Consider the following 21924-nt stretch of genomic DNA (forward strand, 5'->3'; position numbering starts at 1 on the left):
CAACTCCCCGCACGCCTACCGCAACAAGGGCGCCGAGACCGTCGAGATGACCATGGCGGTCTCCATCCCGCCCGCCCGCTGAGACGGGGCCGCCGGTCCGCCTCGACGGCCTCGGGATCGCTGAGGCCGCCGGGGACGCGGGCGCGGGGCGGACCCGCTGGCTAAGGCCGGTCGGCCGCCGCGCCCACCACGGTCGTCAGCTCCCGCTCGGTGAGCGGCGGGGTGTCCAGCGGCGGCCTTCTCGGGCCGCGCAGCACCCCGAGGACGATGTCCGGCCTCACGAGTGAAGTGACGGGCGCGGACAGGGTGATGACGTCGAAGAACGCCTTGGTGATCCGAGGGCGGCCGGTGGCCGTGAGCAGCAGCCGGTCCACGTAACGGCGCAGCGCCTTGGCGGCGAGCCCGGGCTGCTTGCCGACGGCGCCCGGGTACAGGATGTCCTGCCCGGTGGCCAGGTCCCAGGCCGTGGCGACCGGCCGCGCCACCGCGCGCTGGACGCGCTGCGCAAGGCCGGGGGCCGCCAGGCCGTGGACCGAGACGTTCTCCCGCAACGCCACCGCGCCCTGCGCGGCCACCGAAAGGCCGTGACCGTACACGGGGTTGTACGTGGCGACGGCGTCGCCGAGCGCCACGAACCCCTCCGGCCACTCCCGTACCTTCTCGAAGAACCGGCGGCGGTTGACCGTGCTGCGGGAGACCGCCACATCCGTCAACGGCTCGGCGTGCGCGATGAGTTCACCGACCACCGGATGGCGGACGGACCGGGCGAAGGCCTCGAACTCGTCGGCGGCGCTGCTGGGCTGGCCGCCCCGGGTCCCCGACAGCGTGACCTGCCAGCGGCGCCCCTCGATCGGCACGATCGTGGTCGTCCGCCCCGGCCGCGGCTCCCGGGCGTCCGACTGCACGTTGACCACGGGGTAGTCCTCGGCGCCCTCGGGGGCACGGAAGATCCGGCTCGCGTACACGAGCCCCGAGTCGACCTCCTCCTCGTGCACCTGAGGCACGCCGAGCGAGGCGAGCCAGGCCGGAGCCCGCGACCCCCGGCCCGAGGCGTCCACCACGAGATCCGCCTCCAGGACCCGCTCCGCCCCCTCCGCGTCGCGGACCCGTACGCCGGTGACGCGCGTGGAGCCGCCTTCCAGGCCGAGCAGTTCGGTGCGCTCCAGGACGTTCACGCCGGGCAGCGCCACGACCTCCTCGCGGACCACCCAGTCCAGCAGGTCGCGACTACAGGCGATCATGAACTGCATCTCGGACCAGCGCCGGATCCAGCCCTGCGCCTGCATCGACACCAGGCCGGTCGGCAGCGGGACGCGGCGCGCTCCGGCGGCCAGCCAGCGGTCGGTCACCCCGGGCAGCAGGTCCTCGACGGCCCGGGCCCCGCCCGACCACAGGACGTGGACGTGCCGGGCCTGCGGGAGCCCCTTGCGCGGCTCCGGTTCCGCGGGGAGTACATCACGCTCGACGACGGTGATCGCGTCGGCGCGGTCGCGCAGCGCCGCGGCGGCCAGCATCCCCGCCATCCCGCCGCCGATGACGACGGCGCGCCGCAGGTCCGCTCCGTGGCGGGGTGTCGCCCGGTGCGGTTGGCGCGTCTCGTGCGTCTCGTGCGCTCTATCGGGTTCGCTCATGGAATTGGCTCTCCTGCCTGGCCGCGCGCCCTCGGGCTGCCGCGACAACGGGTGACTGACGCATGGCGAGGGACATCCGCACCAGATCCCGTGGGCCCTCGGACGGCTCGAACGCGGACGCCGATCCCTCGGCCGAGCATATGATCTTGCCTTCGGGGTCCGCCGCCCGGGCCCGTACCGCTGCCGTCACCATCGCCGCGTCCGCCTCCGCCTGTGCCTGCGCCGGATCGGATCCGGCCCGTAGCGCGGCCTCGTAGGCGTCGTCACGTACCCGCGCGTCGAAGTACGGGTAGAGGATGAGCATCCCGTCGTGGATGTCGGACTCCCGCTGGGTGACCCGAAGTTCACCCGACGACCACCAGAACAGCCGCACTCCGCGCGCGTGCGGCGGCGCGACCGACGCCAACTCGCCCCACAGCGGCTCCAGACGGCGGTAGGTCACCCGGGCGGACCACGCGTCCGCCATCCGCTGGCAGGCCAGCGGCAGACAGAACCCCACCGCGCTGACCTGCGCCCCGGCCGAGGCGAGGACCGGAGCGACGGAGCTGCTCAGCTCGTCCCAGTCGTGGCCGGCCCAACGGGCGAACACCGCGGAGAACTTGGTCACCAGATAGGCGATGTTGAACAGGTAGCCGATCACGATGATCACCAGCCCGGTCCGCAGCCAGCCACGGACCCGCAGCGACCACCGCCAGCACAGGATCGTCATCGCGAACCCCGCCACCGTCAGCGCCGCGAGGTAGAGCAGGATCATCTCGCGGATGTACGGCGTGGAGCAGTAGTACGTGTCGAGGTCCCGCAGCCGCTCCACGGGCGCGTCCCCGAGGGCGAACAGCACCCACAGCGCCACGATCACCACGCTGTACCCGGCGATCCAGCGGCGCGAGATCCGCCGGGTCACCTCCGGCGGGCCGCCACGCCAGTTGACGATCAGCACCAGACAGGACGCGGAGAACGCGCTCAGCAGCGCGTACACCAGCGGCGCCGAGAAGTTGGGGATTCCCGTCAGCCGGTTGACCTCATGGATCGTGGGCGGCGCGGCGAAGAAGAACACCATCCCGGCGAGCGCCAGCAGCGCGCACACCGACCGCAGCAGCGGATCGCGCCAGGCGCGGGTCAGCGCGGGCAGCTTGAATCCGAGCGCGATCGCCATGACGGCGGCCGGGGCGTAGTAGACCGTTCCGTTCATCCCTCAGCCCCGGGGCCCTCGATATCCCAGGGAGGCCTCGATCCGGCCGGCCAGTCCGTTCTCCCGCGCGGGGCCGCGCAGCGTCGACCCGGTCAGCCAGGCACGGCACTTGCTCGCCAGCATCAGCCCGAAGCTCTCCGCCTCGTTCTCCTCCGCCTGGTCGAACTGGGTACGCGCCGCGACCTGCCGTACCGCCGCGGTGAGATCGGCGTCGTCCGAGAGGACCCGGGAGGCGACCGCCGCTCCGTCGACGTGGTGACTGCAGTGACCCGCATTCATGTGCCATAACTCATGGCCCAGGATGACGAGTTGGTGGTCGGGGGCGGTGCGCTCCTCGATCACCACGAGGTCCTGGTCGGCCATGTCGAGCCACAGCCCGCTGGCGGTCGCCGGCGGGAAGCAGGCCATGCGGTACTGGACCGGACGGCCCCGGCGCCTGCTCATGCCGTCGCACAGCGCCTGGTAGAGATCGGCCGGCGCGGCCGGCGCCGGAAGAGTGAGTCCCGCGACCAGTTCGTCGCGCAGCCGCCGCATTTCCTTGCCCCTGCCCACAGTTCTCCCCCGGCTCACGACTCGGGCCGCTTGACGCTCTCCAGGAGCATGTCCAGCCACTCCGTCACCTTGTCCCGGTGCTGGTCGGTGGGCAGTTGCGCGGCCCGCCAGGCGATGCCGCGCACGCCGTGGTCCTGCAGCAGCCGCTCCAGCCGGTCCGTCTCGCGGCCGGTCCCGTCGGGCAGCGCCGGGGCCTTCGCGCGGTCGAGTTCGGTGAGCCGCTGGAGGAGTTCCTGCTCGGTCCGCTGGAGGGCGCCCGCCAGCGCCTCGGGATCCTCGGCCGTCAGGAAGCCGGCATGGACGCGGAAGAAGCGCTGGATGGCGTCGCAGTGCTCCATGGTGGGGCGCCGGTCACCGTTGATGAGGGCCCCGGCCTGCTGCCGCGACATGCCCGCGCCGTCGGCTATCTCCTGCTGGGTGTAGCGGCGGCCGTTGGGCTTGAGCCGGGTGCGGCGCAGCAGGTCGAAGCGTTGCAGGAAGCGGGTCTGAAGGTCCGGCTCCCCGGCCGGCCGGCCCGCCAGCAGCGCCCGTACGACGTCCGCGGGCACGCCCGACGCCTCGGAGAGGCGGGCGATGTCGAAGACCTCGGCCGAGGGGACGGAGAGTTTGCCGGCCAGTTCGGTGACACGGGCGACGGTCGCGGCGAGGCGGTCCGTCGCGGTCGGGGCCGACACCGGGAAGCCGTCCGTCACCACTAGCTCTCCTCGTGTCCTGCGCAGCGGGCTCTCCGGAGGCTAACGCCCGACAGCGGCTACCGGCCAGACCTTGCCACAGCTGTGGCATTTTCCGCCGTTCATTGAGCGGTGAACGGCTGGAAATGCCACAATAGTTGACGCGCTTGCAGTGCGCGTAGCACCATCGCCACGCGGTGTGAGCGTGGCGAAAGCGTGCCACCGCGAGGCCGTCGAAGCACGAAGGAAGAGGGTCGGGAAGGGTGACATCTGCATGACGCGAGATGCGGCGGCCGGACGTCCGGCCCGCACCCGGCCGGCTCATCTGACGCTGGCCACGGGGCACGGCTCCGGACACCGGAGCGACCGCGCACGGGACGCCAGGAACCCACGCGACGACGAATACCTCCGCGACTACGGCGCCTTGATGGACACCGTCACCCATCCGTCGGTCCTCTTCGACCACCGATGGGACGTTGTCCTCACCAACCCCGCCTATGACGCCCTCTTCCGTGCCATCGGCCCGCACCCCACCGCCATGCCCGGCGACAACGTCCTGCGCTTCGTCCTCTTCCACCCCGACGCCGACACCGTCCTGCCCGAGCGCGAGACCTCCTGGTGCCTGCCAATGCTGGCGCAGTTCGCCACCCAGGTCGAGACCCATGGGCAGGACCGCGGCCTGCAGGCCATCCGGCGCGACATCGCCGACGACCCGATCATGGACGCCGCCTACCAGCAGGGCCTGCCGCACTGGATCGAGGCCGTGGGCCCGGAGACCGTCTCCCGGGACGGGGCCGTACGACCGCTGCGCCACCCCGACCCGCGCTGGGGCCGCACGCACTGCCGGGTCGTCGACGAGACCTCGCACACCCTGCGTGACATGGGCTACACCCGGATGACGCTGGTACTGCGCCGCTCGGGCGCGGGCGCCACCGCCGACGGCGACCGGCACCACGACCGGCGGCCCGACCGGCGGTCCGGGGGAGCGACGGTCACCCAGCTGCGGGCCGCTCCGTACCGGTAACCGGTCCGGAGCCGAGCCCTCCTGCCGCACCGCCCGCCCCGGTCTCAGCCGAGCCGGGGGATCTCGATCGCGGGGCAGCGGTCCATGACCATGTCGACACCGGCCTCACGCGTGCGTGCGTACGCCTCCTCGTCGATCACGTCCAGCTGGAACCAGACGGCCTTCGCGCCGATCGCGACGGCCTCGTCGGCGACGGCTCCGGCCAGGTGGCTGTTGACGAAGACGTCCACCACGTCCACCGGGAAGGGGATGTCGGCGAGGGACACGTACCCCTGCTCGCCGTGGACCGTCTCCGCCTTCGGGTGCACCGGCACGATCCGCTTGCCGTAGCGCTGCAGCACCGCCGCCACGCCGTAGGCGGCGCGGGACCGGTTCGTGGAGAGGCCCACCACGGCCCAGGTGTCGCCGCCCCGGGTGAGGATCTTGCGGACGGTCTCGTCGGTGCTGGTCGTCATGGACGCCGCCACATCGCCGCTCACGTCCGCGGCACCGCTGCCCGCGCCCGCAGCAGTCCGCGCCGCCGTGTCCCTCGTCACGTCCTTCTCGGTGGCCACGCCGTACCTCCCGCTGTTCGTCCGTCCGTTCGCCCATGCCAACGAACGCCCGCACCGGAGGATTCCCGCCCCGGCCGGCCGGCTGCGTAGGGTGGCGGGATGCAGGAGCAGTACCGGACCATCGCCCGCGCGGGCGTGCACGAGAGCGAGATCAACCGATCCCGCTTCATCTGCGCGCTCGCGCCCGTCGCCACCGAACAGGAGGCGCAGGACTTCGTCGCCCGCGTGCGCAAGGAGCACCCGACGGCCACGCACAACTGCTACGCGTACGTCGTCGGAGCCGACGCCGCCGTGCAGAAGGCCAGCGACGACGGCGAGCCGGGCGGTACCGCGGGCGTCCCCATGCTCCAGATGCTGATGCGGCGAGAAGTCCGTTATGTCGCAGCTGTCGTCACCCGCTACTACGGCGGTGTCAAACTCGGCGCGGGCGGCCTCATCAGGGCCTACGGCGGAGTGGTCGGCGAAGCCCTCGACGCGCTCGGCACCCTCACCCGCCACCGCTACCGGCTCGCCACCGTCACCGTCGACCACCAGCGCGCCGGAAAGCTGGAGAACGACCTGCGGGCGACCGGCCGGTCCGTGCGCGAGGTCCGCTACGCGGACCGCGTGACCATCGAGATCGGTCTGCCCGACGCCGAGGTGGACGCCTTCCGGGCCTGGCTGGCGGATGCGACGGCCGGCACGGCCGGGCTCGAACTCGGCGGCGAGGCGTACGGAGATGCCTGAGCGCCGGCGACGAGCCGCCCACGCGGCGGCGGGCGCGAAAAATGCCGAAGCCGCCCGGGATGTCACACCCCGCCACTACCCTCAGGGATCATGAGATTCCTGCACACGTCGGACTGGCACCTGGGACGGTCGTTCCACCGGGTCGGCCTGCTCGACGCCCAGCGCGCGTTCCTCGACCACCTGGTGGCGACGGTGCGCGAGCGCGACGTGGACGCGGTGCTGGTGGCAGGAGACGTCTACGACCGGGCCGTGCCCCCGCTGCCCGCCGTGGAACTCTTCGACACGGCCCTGCACCGGCTCGCCGACGCCGGCGTACCGACCGTGATGATCTCCGGGAACCACGACTCCGCACGCCGGCTCGGCGTCGGCGCCCGGCTCATCGAGCGGGCCGGCATCCATCTGCGCACCGACCCCGCCGGAGCCGGCACCCCCGTCCTGCTGACCGACGCCCACGGCGACGTGGCCTGCTACGGCCTGCCCTATCTGGAACCCACCCTCGTACGGGAGGAGTTCGGCGCCCCCAAGGCCGGACACGAGGCCGTCCTCGGCGCCGCCATGGACCGGGTCCGCGCCGACCTCGCCACCCGCGCGCCGGGCACCCGCTCCGTCGTCCTCGCCCACGCCTTCGTCGCCGGCGGCGAACCGAGCGACAGCGAACGCGACATCACCGTCGGCGGCGTCGCCGCCGTCCCGGCGGGCGTCTTCGACGGCGTCGACTACGTAGCCCTCGGGCATCTGCACGGCTGCCAGACCGTGAGCGAGCGCGTCCGCTACTCGGGCTCGCCCCTCGCCTACTCCTTCTCCGAGACCACCCACCGCAAGACCATGTGGCTCGTCGACCTCGACGCCGACGGGACGGTCACGGCGGAGCGGATCGACTGCCCCGTGCCCCGGCCGCTCGCCCGCATCCGCGGCCACCTCGCGGACCTCCTCGCCGACCCCGCCCTCTCCCGCCACGAGGACGCCTGGGTGGAGGCGACCCTCACCGACGCCGTACGGCCCGTCGAGCCCATGGCCCGGCTCACCGCCCGCTTCCCGCACACCCTCAGCCTCGTCTTCGAACCCGAGCGCACCACCGAGGACCCCGAGGCCTCCTACGCCCAGCGGCTGCGCGACCGCACCGACCAGCAGATCGCGGAGGACTTCGTGGCCCACGTCCGGGGCGGGGCAGGCCCCGACGACGCCGAGCGGGCCGTGCTGCGGGCCGCCTTCGACGACGTACGGGTGGCCGCGGCCGAGCGCGAGGTGACGGCCGGATGAGGCTCCACCGCCTGAGCGTCACCGGCTTCGGCCCCTTCGGCACCCCACAGGAGATCGACTTCGACGCGCTCTCCTCCGCCGGACTCTTCCTCCTCCACGGCCCCACCGGAGCCGGGAAGACCTCCGTCCTCGACGCCGTCTGCTACGCCCTGTACGGCGCGGTGCCCGGCGCCCGCCAGACCCCCGGCACGTCCCTGCGCAGCGACCACACCCCCGTCGGCACGCCCACCGAGGTCGTCCTCGAACTGACCGTGGGGGAGCGGCGACTGGAGATCACCCGGCGGCCGGCCCAGCCACGAAAGAAGAAGAAGGGCACCGGCTTCACCACCGAGAAGGCCCAGAGCTGGCTGCGCGAATACGACGCCCCGAGCGCCGCCTGGAAGCCGCTCAGCCGCTCCCACCAGGAGATCGGCGAGGAGATCACCCAGCTCATGGGGATGAGCCGGGAGCAGTTCTGCCAGGTGGTGCTCCTGCCGCAGGGGGACTTCGCGCGGTTCCTGCGGGCCGACGCGGAAGCCCGCGGCAAGCTCCTCGGCCGCCTCTTCGACACCCGGCGGTTCGCCGCCGTCGAGGAACGCCTCGCCGAGCTGCGGCGCGCGGCGGAGCAGCGGGTCAAGGACGGCGACGAACGGCTCCTCGGCCTGGCGCACCGCATGGCGCAGGCGGCGGGCCCCGGCGCCGCCGCCGGCGTCGAGGAACGGCCCGGTGAGCCGGGTCTGGCCGACGCCGTCCTGCGGTGGGCGGCGCTCGCCCGCTCCGACGCGCGCGAGGCCCTCGACATCGCCGGATCGGCACTGGCCGCGGCGGAGGACCGGCAGGCCGCCGCGCGGCACGCGCTCGACGCCGAGCGGGAGCTCGCCGCGCTCCAGCAGCGGCACGGAGACGCCCGGCGCCGCGCCGACGAACTGGAGCGGCGGCGGGCCGAACGCGACGGCTGGCAGGCCCGCCTCGACCGGTCCCGCAAGGCCGAACGCGTCGCCCCCGCACTCGCCCTGCGCGACGAGGCCGTCCGCGCCCACGAGACGGCCGGCGCCGCCCACGCGCGGATCCGGGCCGCGCTGCCGCCCGACCTCGCCGACGCGGGCGCAGAACAGCTCTCCGCGCGCGAAAGCCGGCTCCGGCAGGACCTCGGCGCGCTCGACCTGGCCCGCCGGGACGAACGGCGTCACGCCGAGATCGCGGCGGAACGGGCGGACCTGGAACGCCAGGCGCAGGCCGACGAGGAGACCATTCAGGAGGCGGCCGGCTGGCTGGCCCACTGGGACACCACCCGCGGCGCCCTCCAGCAGCGCATCGCCGACGCCCAGGAGGCCGCGACCCGCGCCGAGCACCTCGCCGGCCTCCTCGAACCGGCCCGCCGCCGCCTCTCCGCCGCCCGCCGCCGCGACGCCCTCGCGGCGGACGTGCGCGCCGCCGAATCCGACCTGACCGCCGCCCGCGAACGCGCCCTCGACGCGCACGAGACCTGGCTCGACCTCAAGTCCCGCCGTCTGCGCGGCATCGCGGCGGAACTCGCTGCGGGCCTGGTCTCCGGCGAGTCCTGCGCCGTCTGCGGCTCCCAGGACCACCCGGCCCCCGCCCGCCCCGACGCCGACCATGTCGACAAGGCGACGGAAGACGCGGCATACGAGAGCCACACCCGCGCATCCGCCGCTCGATCGACCGCCGAAGCCACCCTCGCGGCGGCCCGCGAGGCCCTCGGCGCGGCGCGAGCGGAGGTGACGGCCGGCCTGGAGGATGCGGACGGGGTGCCGCGGGGCGTGCCGGCGTCGGCCGGCGCGGCTGCCGGCACCGGCGGCGCGCTGGACGCGACACGGACGCGTCCGGCGGACGACGAGCCCACCGTCGGGGCGCTCGCGGAGGCCGTCGCCCAGCTCGAGGCGGCGCACGGCGTCGCGCGTGCCGCCGCCGGGGAGCGGCACGAGGCCGAGCAGGAGCTCGCGCGTGCCGAGAGGGAGTACGAGGAGCGGACCGAGGCCCGGCAGCGGGCCGAGCTGCGGGTGTCCGCCCGGACCTCGCGGTGGGAGACGCTCGACCAGGAGCAGGCCTCCCTGGAGCAGGGGCTCGCCAAGGCCCGGGGCGAGGCCGCGAGCGTCGCCGAGCGGGCCGCGCTGCTCGAGGAGGAGATCGCGCGGCTCGACGGCGCCGCCGAGGCCGTACGGGCCGTCGAGGCCACGGCCCTGCGGCTCAAGGAGGCCGACGACCGGCTCGCTGACGCCGCGTTCCGGGCCGGGTTCGACACGCCCGCCGACGCCGCGGCCGCGCTGCTCGACGATGCCGGGCACCGCGACCTCCAGCACCGGCTCGACGCCTTCCAGGCCGAGGCCGCCGCCGTCGCAGACCGGCTCGCCGAGCCGGAGACCCGGGCCGCCGCCGAGCGCCCGCCCGCCGCGCCGGACACCGCGCAGGCCGTCCTCGCCGAGGCGGAGCGGGCGGTGCGGGACGCGGACGCCGCGCTGGGTTCCGTACGCGAGCGGTGCGCCGCGCTGACGCGGCTGTCCCGGCAGGCGGAGGACGAGGTCCGTACCCTCGGCCCGCTGCGCGAGGAGTACGACCGCGTCGCCCGGCTCGCCGCGCTGACCGCGGGCACCTCCGCCGAGAACGAGCGCCGGATGCGCCTGGAGTCGTACGTCCTCGCCGCCCGCCTGGAGCAGGTCGCGGCCGCCGCCACCGCCCGCCTGCGGCGGATGTCCGCGGGCCGCTACACCCTCGTCCACTCCGACGCCCGCACCGGCGGCAAGCGCGCCGGTCTCGGGCTGCATGTCGTCGACGCCTGGACGGGTGTCGAGCGGGACACCGCGACGCTCTCCGGCGGGGAGACCTTCTTCGCCTCGCTCGCGCTGGCGCTCGGCCTCGCCGACGTCGTCACCGACGAGGCGGGCGGGGTGCGCCTGGACACCCTCTTCATCGACGAGGGCTTCGGCAGCCTGGACGACCAGACCCTCGACGAGGTCCTCGACGTTCTGGACTCCCTGCGGGAGAGGGACCGCAGCGTCGGCATCGTCAGCCACGTGCCCGATCTGCGCCGCCGGATCCCCGCGCAGCTGGAGGTGGTGAAGGAACGGCACGGTTCGACGGTCCGGCTCCGTTCCTCGCCCGTCGGCGGCTGACCCCGCAAAGGGAAGACCTCAGCGGCCGATGGGGCGGCGCGGCAGCGGCGACGAGTAGACGACGCTCGTTGTCACCGACCCGAGCGTGCCGATCTTCCCGGAGATCTCCTCCAGGTGCTTCATCGACCGCGTCGCGACCTTGATCACGAAGCAGTCGTCGCCGGTCACGTGGTGCGCCTCCAGCACCTCGGGTGTCGTGTCGAGCAGATCGTGGAACGGCTTGTAGTTCCCGTTCGGGTAGCGCAGCCGTACGAACGCCAGGATCGGCAGGCCCAGCCGCTCCTGGTCGACCACGGCCGTGTACCCGGAGATCACCCCGGTCTCCTCCAGCCGCCGCACCCGCTCGGTCACGGCACTGGCGGACATGGAAACCGTCCGCGCGAGCTCGGCGAAGCTGGCCCGGCCCTGCTGCTGGAGGGCTTCGAGGATCCGCCAGTCCGTGGCGTCGGGTGCATATCCGGTCATGAGGGAGAGATAGCAGGCCGCTCCGCGGATGATCAAGGCCGGGTCCGGGGACCGGACCTCCGGCACCCGGCGGGTGACCGCCCGACTCGCGACGCGGTGAGCAGCGCGGTCAGCGTTACTCCACGAGCGCGACGGCCCCACCCGCGGCCCGGACGTCCGCCGCAACCGTCCCGGAAGACGGGATCGGGCCGTCCGGCACGCAGCGGATCCGACGGAAACAGCACCCCGGCCGTGACGGACCGATCCGTCACCGCCGGGGCGGCGGCGCAACCTTCGGTCACGCCCGGAGCGGCCGCGGGACCCTCCGTCGCGACCGGACACCTCCCCGGTACGTCCGTCACGCCGCGAGCGTTCGTGTCAACCTCCCTCACAGCCGCGAGAGTTCGTCGACCAGGTCGTCCAGGCCCAGCGGGCCCTGTGACAGGGCCGCCATGTGCCATGCCTTGGCGTCGAAGGCGTCGCCGTGGGCGGCCTTGGCGTTCTCCCGGCCCAGTAGCCAGGCCCGCTCGCCCAGCTTGTAGCCGATGGCCTGCGCCGGCATCGACAGGTAGCGGGTCATCTCGCTCTCCACGAAGGCCGGCGGGCGGCTGCTGTGCCGCTGGAAGAACTCCTGCGCCAGCTCGGGCGTCCACCGCTCGCCCGGGTGGAACGGCGAGTCCGCCGGAATCTTCAGCTCCAGATGCATGCCGATGTCGACGATGACCCGGCAGGCCCGCATCATCTGTCCGTCGAGGTAGCCAAGGCGCCGCTCCGCGTCCGGCAGGAAGCCCAGTTCGTCCATGAGCCGCTCCGCGTAGAGCGCCCAGCCCTCCGCGTTGGCGGAGACACCGCCGATGGTCGCCTGGTAGCGGGAGAGCTGGTCGGCGACGTGCACCCACTGCGCGATCTGGAGGTGGTGGCCCGGCACGCCTTCGTGGTACCAGGTCGACACCAGGTCGTACACGGGGAACCGGGTCTCGCCGTCGACCGGCAGCCAGGTCCGGCCGGGGCGGGAGAAGTCCTCGGACGGGCCGGTGTAGTACGGGGCGGCCGCGCCGCCGGGCGGGGCGATCCGGGACTCCACCTTCCGTACCCGCTCGGCGAGTTCGAAGTGGGTGCCGTCGAGCGCCTCGATCGCCTCGTCCATCAGGTTCTGCAGCCAGACGCGGACCTCTTCGACGCCCTCGATGTGGGTGCCGTGCACATCGAGGTGGGCGAGCGCCTCCCAGGGGCCCGCGCCCGGCAGGATCTTCTCGGCCTCCGTCTTCATCTCGCCCAGCAGCCGGTGGTATTCGGACCAGCCGTACGCGTACGCCTCGTCGAGGTCGAAGTCGGTGCCGTTGAAGTACCGCGTCCACCGCTGGTACCGCTCACGGCCCACCGTGTCCGGGGCGTCCTTGACCGCCGGCGCGTAGACGTCCCGCATCCAGTCGCGCAGCTCCGCCACGGCCCGGGTGGCGCCGCGGGCCGCCGTGTCCAGCTCGATCCGCAGGTCGGCGGGGCCGGCCGCGGCGAACTCCTCGAACCAGCCGTGCCCCGTGGTCCCTTCTCCGCCCGCCCACTCCGTGAGCTGGCCGATGAAGGTGGCCGTCGCGCGGGGGCCGCCGAGCAGCTTGCGCTCCAGGCCGAGGGCGAGGGAGGAGCGGTAGCCCTCCAGCGCGGCGGGGACCGCGCGCAGCCGCTCGGCGACGGCCGTCCAGTCCTCGTCGGTCTCCGTCGGCATGACGGTGAACACGATCCGGACACTGTGTGCGGGGGAGCGCATGTTGCTCACCGCGCACAGCGCCTCGTCGGCCTCGTGCACGGCCAGTTCCGCCATGAGGCGCTCACGCAGCAGCCGGCCGCAGCGCCGCTCGGCGTCGCTGTCGGCCCCCGGCCGTGTCTCCGCCTCGTCGAGGCGGGCGAGGGTCTCCCGGGCGAGTTCGGCCAGTGCCTCCTGGCCGGCCGGGGTGAAGTCGGGGAGCAGACCTGCGCTCTTCCGAACTCCCAGGTAGGTACCGGTGATCGGGTCGAGCTCGATGAGTGCGTCGACATAGGCGTCGGCGACCTGGCGGGGCAGGAGCAGCGGGGTGCTGGAAAGCTCTGGCATGGGTCTCATCCTGGTACCTCCGATGCCTCTGCGTCACCCTCATTCGATCTCATACGGCTGACAAATGAGCGCCCGCGCGGGGCGGGCGTGAAGGCCCCTCGCGCCGGGCTGGGAGGACCGGCGGAGGGGCCCGCCGGGCCTGCCGACGGAGCCGGTCGTCCCGGCCAGGACACGTCGTCGCAGGTCGGCCCGTTCCGGGCCGGGCGGCCTCGGCGGGAGGACGGATGGGCGCGTACGGGGCCGGGGTGCGGGGCGGGCGGAAACGGTGGCGCGGCTGTGAGGAGCGGACCGATCAGTTCGCGCCGGTCCGGGCGGACCCGTCCCCGGTGGCACCGGCCATGGGCGCGGCCGAGTTTGGCCGGATTCCGACGGGTCGCCGCGGCCTGCCCCACCGGCCGGGGCGCCGTCGCCGGCCCGCCGTCCCGCAGGTGACGTCCACGACGGGCGTTCCTAGGGCCCGCGTCCGACGGGTGGCCCGAAACCCGTCTCCGGGGTGATGTCGGGCCGGCGCCGGGAAGTGGAGCCGCGTGCGCCGGAACCGGCCATCAGCGGTCCGCGCGGTGGAACTCCTCGTAGGGGAGGCGCGAGGGCACGGGGGTGGCGTCCAGCCGGGCGGTGATCACCAGCGTGCCCTCCTCGATCTGGTAGTCGAGGGGGAGGTTCAGCGCGCGCATCGCGGCGACCATGCCGGTGTTGGAAGCCTGGGTCACGGCGTAGACGCTGGCGCAGCCGGCCTCGACGGCCAGGGACACCAGCCGGCCCAGGAGTTCGGAACCGATGCCGCGGCGCTGCCAGTCGTCCTCGACGAGCAGGGCGACCTCCGTCTCGTCGCCGTCCCAGAGCAGATGGCCGAGGGCGACGAGCCGCCCGGAGGCCGTCTGGACGGCGAGGGTGCGGCCGAACCGCGGGCTGAGCAGATGGTTCAGATAGCGGTCGGCGTCGGCGACCGGGCCGTGGTAGCGCAGGCCGAGGGTGCGCTCGGAGCAGCGGTCGTGCATGGCGACGGCGGCGGTCAGGTCGGACTGGTCGGCGCGGCGGACGGTGATCTCGTTGCCTTCGGGGAGGGTGAGGACGTCCTGGCTGCGCGGGACGCGCGGTCCGAGGCGGGCGTCGAGCTCGACCAGCGCCCGGGCGCGGGCGAACTCGGTCGGGGTGAACGGCAGATAGGGGCGCTCGATGGTGATCACGCCGCCGTTCGGGTCGCGCAGGCGCATCACCGTCTCTTCCAGCACTCCTTCGACGGGGGCGCTCTCACCGGTCGGGCGGCCGGAGAGTGTGACGGCGGGGCGGGAGCGGATGGTGCAGCGGCCCAGCAACTGGCGCAGGGCGAGAGGAAGTTCCGCCGCGTCGAGGGCGGTTCGGGTGGCCAGGCCGAGCAGACGGGTCGGGGTGTCCACGAGGTCGTGGGCGTCGGCCCGCTCGATCCAGGTGGAGCTGCCGCCTGCCGCGGCGATCTCCCGGGTGAGTTCCGCTGCCTGCAGGGTGGTGGGCGCCCGCAGCAGGAACTCGTCGACCGTGCCCTCGGAGAGCGGGTGCGTCTGGAGGGTGAGGATGTCGACCTGGTGGCGGGCCATGGCGATGCACAGCGAGGCGAGACTGCCCGGCTCGTCACGGACGGTGGTCCGCATCCGCCACAGGGCGGTCTCGGCGGCTGTCCGGTCCGCGGCGGGCCGGTCGGGCCCAGCAGGCACGGGCAGCGGCGTCGTGCCGCTGCCGCCGGTATCACCGGCGGGGGGCGCATGGCTGTGGCGCCGTGCCCACCAGGTGTGGAACGTGGCCGTGGCGATCAGGGCGATCGCCGAGAAGAACAGCAGGTAGGGGCCGTCGGGGCCGTGGACGATGGTCTTGGCGATGGTGTCGGCGACGACCACGGCGGTGAACAGGGCGGCCAGTTCGATGAGGTCCCGCCGCCAGTGGTGGGGGCGGCGGGCACTCTTCGCGGAGGTCACGTCAGTCATGGATTCACTGTGACCCAGCGGTGTTGCGTGATCACGAACGATATGTGACTGAAGGGTTAAGTGGCGATCTGGCCACCTAATGACTGATTTGCGACGGTTCGGAGACGGGCTGTTCGGCGTCCCGTGCCAGGGCGGTCCGCAGCCGCTTCGCCTGGACGACGAGTTGCGACCCGCCGCTCCTGCCCGCCGGTCCGTCAAGGCCCGGTATCGCACCGCCCGCCCCGCACCGCTCGGCGCAGTCCGCGGCGACGGCCAGCACCTCCCCGAGCCCGCGGGGCGCCGGATCCCCCGCCAGGATTCCGGGCAGGGCGGCGGCCAGGACCGACCACATCGTGGCATACGCGCCCGTCGCCGCCGCCGTCCGTACCGAGTCGACCAGCCGGTTGACCTTCACCGTACCCAGGCCGACCAGCTCGGCGAGGTCGCCGCCGAGCCGTGCGGTGTCCAACTCGCCCCGGGCCGCCAGCACCAGCAGCGCGTCCACGGCGACCAGCCGGTCCTCGGCGTGGCGGGCGCCGAGCGCGGTGGCGAGCGCCAGATGCAGCGCGGGCCCCGCCTCGCCGTCGCTCTCGACCAGCAGCGGCAGACTCCGCGTACCGCCGCGGTCGTCCAGGTCCGCGCAGGCGGTGACCGCGTTCAGCAGCCACACCGCGACACTCTCCCGGTCATGGGGGAGTATCGCCGTCCACTGCCCGTCCCCGGTCCACCAGTGCGAGCAGTACGCGGAAGTGCTGTGCGGGCGGCCGAGAACGTGGAAAGGGAGCGGGAAGTCCCGCTGGAGGACGAGGCGTTTCCTGGTCTCCATGACGATCCGCGGCACGCTCGGGTAATGCCACGTCCACCGCGGCGAGGTCCGCTCGACCGGCTCGTCCACCCGGCGCAGCGCGGGCGGGGCCGGTTCCTCGGCGGCCAGCCAGGAGGCCAGCCGCTCGCCGGCCGGGGTGCCGAGGAGGCCCGCCGCGGCGGCCGCCTCCGGCTGCCCGCGCCGTACGCGCAGCAGCGCCTGGGCGAAGTCGGCCGGCGCGGGCTCCAGCCCGAGGTCGCGGTATACGGTCAGCCGGTCCACCAGCTCCTGGGCGTCCAGGGCGCCGGTGTGCCACGTCGGGGTGGCCAGCAGGAACGGCGGCGGTGTGGTCACGGCGAGCAGGGCCGCCTCGCGGGCCCGCGCGGTAGGGATCAGAGCCAGCGCCGTATGCACGCAGTCGGGCGCCGGCATGCGCTGCGGCGAGAGCTCCTTCTCCAAAGCCTTGCGCCGGATCGTCCCCACCAGTGCGGCCACCACCGTGGCGACCGGCGGCAGATTGTCGACGTGGTGGTCGCGGTAGGGGTACCACCATTCGTTCTCGGCCAGCGGCCGGAGCTCACGGACCAGGCCTTCACGGTCCTGGTGGGCATGACGGACGAGGTCGTCCAGGGTCCGCTCCACATGGGTGACGTCCGACGCGTCGTCCTGCCGTGAGCGCAGCGACACGACCACCGCCTCCAGCAGCTCCGCGCGCGTGGCGGCCGGCGGAGCCAGCCGCGTCCGCTCCGGTACGGGCGGCAGCAGCTCCTCGTACGGCCCGTCGTCCCGCGCGTCCGCCGTTCCCGCCCCGAAGACGGCGACCGCCGCCTCCCGGTGCACCGGGCTCAGCAGCGCCGCCGCACCGGCCAGTTCGGCCCGCAGCTCGTCGCCGACAGCCGGCAGGACCGTGCCGACCAGCTTCAGCGCCCGCTCCTGCACGACCGTGTCCTCGTGCCCGAACGCCTCGGCGATCACCGGCAGCAGCTCGGCCGCGCTCGCCCGGTCCCGCCGCAGCACCTTGCCGAGGAGGACCAACTGCGCCCGGACGAGCTTCTTCTCCGTACGGAACAGCACCGACGCCGACATGTCCGCGAGCGCCCGCGCCGGCAGCTCGCCCGACTCGGCCAGCCGCGCCAGCACCGCCTGGGCGTGGCCCGCCACGGTCGACGGGCCGTCGGCCGCCATCCCGATCCAGTCGGCCGTGCGGTCCCGCTCCTCCGCCGCGGTCAGCGCGAGGCGCCGCAGCACCACCAGGAAGAACTTCAGATCGCCGGGCTTGCCACCCCGCAGCAGCCTGGACACCACCGCGTCCACCAGCAGCGACCGCTCGACCAGCCCCTCCTCGCAGAGCGCGGCGAGGACGGCCGGCCACCCGTCGGCCTGGTCCGGCGTCGCCGACCAGGCGAGCTGATCCGCGAGCTCGGCCGTCTCGAAGAGACGGGGGACCAGGACCGGCGTGTGCGCGTCGGCCCGCAGACACTTGAGCAGTCCCGTGCCCCGGATCGCCCCCGCCCAGCCGTGCACATAGCCGTCCGTGGTCGGCACCGCGCAGCCGGAGAACTCCACCAGCCTGCGGATGAAGGCGTAGTCCTGGGCGGCGGTGGACGTACGCCCCGCCAGCCGGTGCGCCACGTCGCCGAGCCAGACGGGGTCACGGTCGGCGAGCACCTCCGTCAGGAGGTCCGTCGGGAGGGTGTCCCAGCGGCGCAGGTCCCGCGCGCCGATCCAGGCCGCGGCGGCCGCGGCGCCCGTGTGGCAGCCGGCCCCGGCGACGAGCAGGCCGCGCTGGAGCCGGGTGCGCTCCTGCCAGCGGTCCCACTCCCACCCGCGCATCTCCGCGCGCAGCTTCTTGAGACGGGCCAGCGCCGCCTTCCGCCCGGCCGCGTCCAGCGCCTTCAGCAGTCCGGGAAGTGTCTCGTGGTGCCCCTCGCGTACGGCGGTCATCAGCTCGTCGACCGGGGTGACGGCCGCGACGGACTCGGTGTCGGTGAGAGTCATCGGGCACCGCCCGCGACCAGCGCGCCGCGCCGCACCATCCGTACCGCCAAGGCGTGTTTGCACGGTCCCCGCCGGCCGCGGTAGTCGGCCCACCACTGGCAGGTGCAGCTCAGCGCCCCGCCCGACTCCCGCACCTGATAGCGCCGTTCCCCGGAGGCGACGGTGGCGAGCTGACCGTCCAGGGTCACCGCGCCCTCCGCGACGAGGGCGCGGGCCGCCACCAGCCGTGGGTTGTGGCGCTCCGCGCGGTCCGCGTCGTACGGCAGCTCCCGGTGGAAGTAGGCGGCGTCGGCCACGTCGTAGCCGACCCGGCCCGCCGTGCCGAGCCGGGTGAGCGCGGCGCGCACCCGGTCCACGGGCAGACCGGCCTGCTCACCCAGATCCGCGAGGTCGATCCGCGGCTCCCAGGCGAGGAGCACCGACACCAGCTCGGCGTCCTGCGCCGCCTCCTCCGTGGCCAGCGCCTCCAGGACACCGCCCTCGCCGGAGAAGCCCCGTGAGGCGTCGGGCGAGAGCGTCAGCGTCAGCCGCATGCCCGGCAGCGTCACCTCCCAGGCGCTCGCGGTCGCCGCACCGTCGGCCACCGGTCCGTACACCCGCAGCGCGGTCGCGTGCCGCAGCACCCGCTGGAGGGCGATCAGCCGGTCCGGGCCCGGCAGGCAGACGGCGCCCGGCACGGGCCGGGTGGTCGGCCGCAGCGTCCGCCCGGCCGGCACGACCCACATCGGGCCGCGCCCGGTGCCACTCGCCGACTTGGGCAGGGAGCGCAGGAAACGGACGGCATCCGCGGCGGACAGCTCCGCCCGCAGGTCGAAACCGGCCGAGGCGACCTGTGCCTCGGCGAAACCGCGCAGCCAGCGGTCCGGCAGCGGGACCTTCTTCTCCACGACCGGCCCGTCCAGGGTGGTGACCGCCAACTCCTCCGGGCCCACCCGCAGATGCAGCGGGTCGTCGCCGGTCATCCGCGAAAGCGCCTCGCGCAGCGGGTTGTTCACATCGACATTGGTGGTGCCGTGCCCGGTCTCCGCCCCGTCAAGGCCCTCGCTCAGGACGTCCAGCCGGGCGTAGACCCCGCCGCAGCCGGAGAACGACTCGAAGCGCAACCGGTCGCCGTTTCCGGTCACCACCGGGTCCAGCGACGCGGGCCGCAGCCGCTGGTAGTAGCGGGCGGCTGCCACGTCCGCGACCGCGAGCAACCCGCGCGCCGCGATCTGCGGGGACGTCACGAACCCCGAGAAGAAGCGCGGATGGGCCTCGGCGCCGGCGGGGGTGAGACCCCCCGAGGTCTCGAGCCCCAGCAGCCTTCCGGACTGCGTGGACTCGAGTGCGGACATGCGGCAATAGGCGAGTGCCTGTACGGATCGCGTCATGGAAAAGACGGTAGGACCCACCACTGACAATCGGCCCCGGCCCGACTCCGGGGCTGCTCCGGCCGAGCTCCGGTCCGGCTCCGGGGCCGATTTCCCGGTCCCGATCCCCCTCTCACGCCCCGGCGATCGCCCGAAGCGCCGTCAGGTGACGTGCGTAGACCTCACGGCCGGCGTCCGTCAGGCGCAGCCACGTCCGCGGCCGCCGCCCGACCCGACCCTTCTCGACCGCGACCAGGCCCGCCTCCTCCAGTGCGGCGACCTGCTTGGAGAGCACCGAGTCGGAGACCTCGACCAAGTCCCGTACGAACGCGAACTCCGCCTTGCCCAGGGGCGCGAGGGCCGCCACGACGGACAGCCGTACGGGCGAGGTCAGCAGCGGCTCCAGGGCGTGGCGCGGATGGCTGCCCGGTTTCACGTCCGTCATGCGCCCTGCCGCCTCTCCAGCCACGCCCCCACCGCCAATGGCACCGAGCAGACCACCGCCGCGACCGCGGTGAACCCGGCGCTGTCCGGGAAGGCGGTGAAGCCGAGCGCCAGCGTCGCGGCGTAGAGCAGCCCCCACACCGCGACGGTGACCGTGTGGCGCACCCCGAACCGCCGCCGCACCGACCGCTGCCGGGTCGCGTACACACTCAGCCCCGCGACGGCGACGACGTACAGGCCGAGCGCGGCCGGCATGACCCATGTGTCGTGCCCCAGCAGCACGGCCGGGACGAGCACCAGCTGCGCCGCCGCGAAGACGGCCAGATAGCGCAGATACCAGTCGCTGCCCCTCCGGGCGGCCTTCTCCAGGCGCAGGCTGCGACCCAACGCCTCGGTGGCATCGGCGAATTCGGACATGGTTCCCCCTGATCTCGACGGCAACTACTTTCCACTATGGCAAGTGATTGCCGTCGAGGCAACAGAGAAGCCGTCGCCGATGCCGACCGGGCCGCCTACTGCCCGACGCGTCCGGGCTGAAGGGCCTTGGTGAACAGGACCGTTCCGCCCTCCGCGCGCAGACGCACCGTCAACTCACCACTGTCGCCGTCGATGTCGACCTCGCCGAAGTGCTGCGGCGACTCCATCGGCGAGAGGTTCGCCCGCTGCGGCGCTCGTACGAACACCCGGTCGGGGCCGAACGTGGAGTCCAGCGCGTTGGCCGGGAAACCACCCGCGGCCAGCGGCCCGGACACGAACTCCCAGAACGGCGCGAAGTCCTTGAACGCCGCCCGCTCCGGCGCGTAGTGCTGTGCCGAGGTGTAGTGCACATCGGCCGTCAGCCACAGCGTGCCGGTGATCCGCCGGTGCTTGATGAACCGGAGCAGTTCGGCGATCTGCAGCTCGCGGCCGAGCGGGGCACCGGGGTCGCCCTGCGCGACCGCCTCGAAATTCGCCGAACCGTCCGGCACCACCAGCCCCAGCGGCATGTCGGCCGCCAGCACCTTCCACACGGCGCGCGACCGGGCCAGCTCCCGCTTCAGCCACGCGAGCTGCTCCACGCCGAGGATGCCGGTGGTGTCGTCGGCCTGCCGCCCGGGTGAGTTGGCGTTGCGGTACGAACGCATGTCGAGGACGAAGACGTCGAGCAGCGGGCCGTGGCGCACCACCCGGTGCATCCGGCCCTCCGCCCCGCGCGCGTGGAGCGTCGACACGGGGAAGTACTCGCGGAAGGCGCGCAGCGCGCGGGCCGCGAGCACGTCCACGTTCTTCTCCGTGTAGCGCGGGTCGTCCAGGATCTGACCGGGGTACCAGTTGTTGCGCACCTCGTGGTCGTCCCACTGCGCGATCGTCGGTACCTGCGCGTTGAACGCCCGGACGTTGTGGTCCAGCAGGTTGTACCGGAAGTTGCCGCGGTACTCCGCGAGCGTCTCGGCGACCTTCGACTTCTCCTCGGTCGTGACATTGCGCCAGATCCGGCCGTCCGGCAGGGTCACACTCGGCTGGACGGGTCCGTCCGCGTACACGGTGTCGCCGCTGCACAGGAAGAAGTCCGGGTCCAGGCGCCGCATCTCCTCGTACGCCCGCATGCCGCCGACGTCCGGGTTGATGCCCCAGCCCTGCCCCGCCACGTCCCCCGACCACAGGAACCGCACCCCCGCGCGGCGCCGGGCCGGAGCCGTACGGAACGTCCCGAGGACCGGCTCGCCGGTGCGCCGCGGGTCGTCCAGGTCGGCGAGGGTGACCCGGTAGTGGATCTGCTCACCCGCCGGCAGCCCGCAGACGGGCGTCGTGCCCGTGAAGTCGGTGTCCGGGCCGAGCAGCGGGCCGTACCAGCGCCGGGCGCCCCGGAACGACTCGCTCGCCGCGGTCTCCACCACCATCCGGGCCGGGCGGTCGGAACGCACCCACACCAGCCCCGACGACTGCGTGACGTCGCCGGTCTGGACGCCCCAGGCGGCGCCCGGCCGCCCCGACAGGGCGAGGGCGGGAGCGGCGGAGCCCAGGGAGACGGCACCTCCCAGGGAGAGTGCCGCGGACGCGGCGAGCGAGCCGCGCAGGACGGTGCGGCGGTCGGGCGACGGACTCGGCGGGCGGTGCGACATCGATGCGCCTCCAGAGGAGTTCGGTTCGGTGAGGAAGAG

17 protein-coding genes and 1 pseudogene are annotated in these 21924 nt (G+C 73.7%); 5 read left to right on the forward strand and 13 right to left on the reverse strand.

The features are described 5' to 3' along the window. Positions 1 to 82 (forward strand): annotated as a pseudogene (locus tag IEZ01_RS35065) (transcriptional regulator); the annotation flags it as partial. Between the two features lie 79 nt (positions 83 to 161). Here IEZ01_RS35065 and IEZ01_RS19710 read toward each other — a convergent pair. From IEZ01_RS19710 to IEZ01_RS19725, 4 genes are all read right to left on the reverse strand, one after another. Beyond that, positions 162 to 1514: an FAD-dependent monooxygenase gene (locus IEZ01_RS19710; RefSeq protein ID WP_019884533.1), complete on the reverse strand. Its 1353-nt coding sequence runs from the start codon at positions 1512 to 1514 to the stop codon at positions 162 to 164. A 100-nt stretch (positions 1515 to 1614) separates the two neighbouring features. Further along, positions 1615 to 2820 carry an MAB_1171c family putative transporter gene (locus IEZ01_RS19715; protein WP_019884532.1) on the reverse strand — a complete coding sequence of 402 codons (1206 nt, stop codon included), beginning with the start codon at positions 2818 to 2820 and terminating at the stop codon, positions 1615 to 1617. Between the two features lie 3 nt (positions 2821 to 2823). Beyond that, positions 2824 to 3354, reverse strand: coding sequence for a hypothetical protein (locus tag IEZ01_RS19720; RefSeq protein ID WP_019884531.1), 531 nt, complete (start codon positions 3352 to 3354; stop codon positions 2824 to 2826). 32 nt (positions 3355 to 3386) lie between these two features. Then, on the reverse strand, positions 3387 to 4064 hold the full coding sequence (locus IEZ01_RS19725; RefSeq protein WP_189202859.1) for a helix-turn-helix domain-containing protein: 678 nt from the start codon (positions 4062 to 4064) through the stop codon (positions 3387 to 3389). A gap of 253 nt (positions 4065 to 4317) precedes the next feature. Here IEZ01_RS19725 and IEZ01_RS19730 point away from each other — a divergent pair, with 253 nt between their 5' ends. Then, positions 4318 to 5067 carry an MmyB family transcriptional regulator gene (locus tag IEZ01_RS19730; protein ID WP_189202861.1) on the forward strand — a complete coding sequence of 250 codons (750 nt, stop codon included), beginning with the start codon at positions 4318 to 4320 and terminating at the stop codon, positions 5065 to 5067. A gap of 44 nt (positions 5068 to 5111) precedes the next feature. Here the strand turns inward: IEZ01_RS19730 and IEZ01_RS19735 are convergent, their stop codons facing one another. Next, positions 5112 to 5522 (reverse strand): CoA-binding protein, encoded by a 411-nt coding sequence (locus IEZ01_RS19735; protein ID WP_189202984.1) that lies wholly within the window; start codon positions 5520 to 5522, stop codon positions 5112 to 5114. A 198-nt stretch (positions 5523 to 5720) separates the two neighbouring features. On the opposite strand from IEZ01_RS19735, the gene IEZ01_RS19740 reads away from it, so the two are divergent. From IEZ01_RS19740 to IEZ01_RS19750, 3 genes are all read left to right on the forward strand, one after another. Further along, positions 5721 to 6347 (forward strand): YigZ family protein, encoded by a 627-nt coding sequence (locus IEZ01_RS19740; RefSeq protein ID WP_189202863.1) that lies wholly within the window; start codon positions 5721 to 5723, stop codon positions 6345 to 6347. Between the two features lie 90 nt (positions 6348 to 6437). Next, the gene (locus IEZ01_RS19745; RefSeq protein WP_189202865.1) at positions 6438 to 7607 is read left to right on the forward strand and encodes an exonuclease SbcCD subunit D; all 1170 of its coding nucleotides are present in this window, start codon (positions 6438 to 6440) and stop codon (positions 7605 to 7607) included. Further along, on the forward strand, positions 7604 to 10717 hold the full coding sequence (locus IEZ01_RS19750) for an AAA family ATPase (RefSeq protein ID WP_189202867.1): 3114 nt from the start codon (positions 7604 to 7606) through the stop codon (positions 10715 to 10717). Before IEZ01_RS19745 ends, IEZ01_RS19750 begins: the two co-directional genes overlap by 4 nt. A gap of 18 nt (positions 10718 to 10735) precedes the next feature. On the opposite strand, the gene IEZ01_RS19755 is transcribed toward IEZ01_RS19750, so the two are convergent. From IEZ01_RS19755 to IEZ01_RS19790, 8 genes are all read right to left on the reverse strand, one after another. Continuing rightward, positions 10736 to 11182 carry an Lrp/AsnC family transcriptional regulator gene (locus IEZ01_RS19755; RefSeq protein ID WP_040875340.1) on the reverse strand — a complete coding sequence of 149 codons (447 nt, stop codon included), beginning with the start codon at positions 11180 to 11182 and terminating at the stop codon, positions 10736 to 10738. A gap of 367 nt (positions 11183 to 11549) precedes the next feature. Continuing rightward, positions 11550 to 13250 carry a DUF885 domain-containing protein gene (locus IEZ01_RS19760; RefSeq protein WP_019884520.1) on the reverse strand — a complete coding sequence of 567 codons (1701 nt, stop codon included), beginning with the start codon at positions 13248 to 13250 and terminating at the stop codon, positions 11550 to 11552. A gap of 545 nt (positions 13251 to 13795) precedes the next feature. Beyond that, entirely contained in the window at positions 13796 to 15208 is a 1413-nt protein-coding gene (locus tag IEZ01_RS19765) for a GNAT family N-acetyltransferase (RefSeq protein ID WP_028797265.1), read from the reverse strand. A gap of 76 nt (positions 15209 to 15284) precedes the next feature. Beyond that, positions 15285 to 17990 (reverse strand): DUF6493 family protein, encoded by a 2706-nt coding sequence (locus IEZ01_RS19770; protein WP_189202870.1) that lies wholly within the window; start codon positions 17988 to 17990, stop codon positions 15285 to 15287. Next, entirely contained in the window at positions 17987 to 19360 is a 1374-nt protein-coding gene (locus IEZ01_RS19775) for an SWIM zinc finger family protein (RefSeq protein ID WP_189202872.1), read from the reverse strand. Before IEZ01_RS19775 ends, IEZ01_RS19770 begins: the two co-directional genes overlap by 4 nt. Before the next feature lie 112 nt (positions 19361 to 19472). After that, positions 19473 to 19784 (reverse strand): winged helix-turn-helix domain-containing protein, encoded by a 312-nt coding sequence (locus IEZ01_RS19780; RefSeq protein ID WP_019884516.1) that lies wholly within the window; start codon positions 19782 to 19784, stop codon positions 19473 to 19475. Beyond that, the gene (locus tag IEZ01_RS19785; RefSeq protein WP_019884514.1) at positions 19781 to 20200 is read right to left on the reverse strand and encodes a hypothetical protein; all 420 of its coding nucleotides are present in this window, start codon (positions 20198 to 20200) and stop codon (positions 19781 to 19783) included. The genes IEZ01_RS19780 and IEZ01_RS19785 overlap by 4 nt, the downstream gene beginning before the upstream one ends. A gap of 95 nt (positions 20201 to 20295) precedes the next feature. Beyond that, entirely contained in the window at positions 20296 to 21885 is a 1590-nt protein-coding gene (locus tag IEZ01_RS19790) for an alkaline phosphatase D family protein (RefSeq protein ID WP_189202874.1), read from the reverse strand. Between the last annotated feature and the right edge of the window lie 39 nt (positions 21886 to 21924).

Source organism: Streptomyces purpureus, from assembly GCF_014648195.1.
Lineage (GTDB): Bacteria > Actinomycetota > Actinomycetes > Streptomycetales > Streptomycetaceae > Streptomyces > Streptomyces purpureus.

Excerpts from the sequence above, each read along its gene's own strand:
- IEZ01_RS19745 (WP_189202865.1), top strand. The coding sequence starts at position 6,438 with ATGAGATTCCTGCACACGTCGGACTGGCACCTGGGACGGTCGTTCCAC.
- IEZ01_RS19790 (WP_189202874.1), bottom strand. The coding sequence starts at position 21,885 with ATGTCGCACCGCCCGCCGAGTCCGTCGCCCGACCGCCGCACCGTCCTG.
- IEZ01_RS19715 (WP_019884532.1), bottom strand. The coding sequence starts at position 2,820 with ATGAACGGAACGGTCTACTACGCCCCGGCCGCCGTCATGGCGATCGCG.
- IEZ01_RS19740 (WP_189202863.1), top strand. The coding sequence starts at position 5,721 with ATGCAGGAGCAGTACCGGACCATCGCCCGCGCGGGCGTGCACGAGAGC.
- IEZ01_RS19760 (WP_019884520.1), bottom strand. The coding sequence starts at position 13,250 with ATGCCAGAGCTTTCCAGCACCCCGCTGCTCCTGCCCCGCCAGGTCGCC.
- IEZ01_RS19765 (WP_028797265.1), bottom strand. The coding sequence starts at position 15,208 with ATGACTGACGTGACCTCCGCGAAGAGTGCCCGCCGCCCCCACCACTGG.
- IEZ01_RS19750 (WP_189202867.1), top strand. The coding sequence starts at position 7,604 with ATGAGGCTCCACCGCCTGAGCGTCACCGGCTTCGGCCCCTTCGGCACC.
- IEZ01_RS19720 (WP_019884531.1), bottom strand. The coding sequence starts at position 3,354 with ATGCGGCGGCTGCGCGACGAACTGGTCGCGGGACTCACTCTTCCGGCG.
- IEZ01_RS19775 (WP_189202872.1), bottom strand. The coding sequence starts at position 19,360 with ATGACGCGATCCGTACAGGCACTCGCCTATTGCCGCATGTCCGCACTC.
- IEZ01_RS19780 (WP_019884516.1), bottom strand. The coding sequence starts at position 19,784 with ATGACGGACGTGAAACCGGGCAGCCATCCGCGCCACGCCCTGGAGCCG.
- IEZ01_RS19710 (WP_019884533.1), bottom strand. The coding sequence starts at position 1,514 with ATGCTGGCCGCCGCGGCGCTGCGCGACCGCGCCGACGCGATCACCGTC.
- IEZ01_RS19730 (WP_189202861.1), top strand. The coding sequence starts at position 4,318 with ATGACGCGAGATGCGGCGGCCGGACGTCCGGCCCGCACCCGGCCGGCT.
- IEZ01_RS19735 (WP_189202984.1), bottom strand. The coding sequence starts at position 5,522 with ATGACGACCAGCACCGACGAGACCGTCCGCAAGATCCTCACCCGGGGC.
- IEZ01_RS19785 (WP_019884514.1), bottom strand. The coding sequence starts at position 20,200 with ATGTCCGAATTCGCCGATGCCACCGAGGCGTTGGGTCGCAGCCTGCGC.
- IEZ01_RS19770 (WP_189202870.1), bottom strand. The coding sequence starts at position 17,990 with ATGACTCTCACCGACACCGAGTCCGTCGCGGCCGTCACCCCGGTCGAC.
- IEZ01_RS19755 (WP_040875340.1), bottom strand. The coding sequence starts at position 11,182 with ATGACCGGATATGCACCCGACGCCACGGACTGGCGGATCCTCGAAGCC.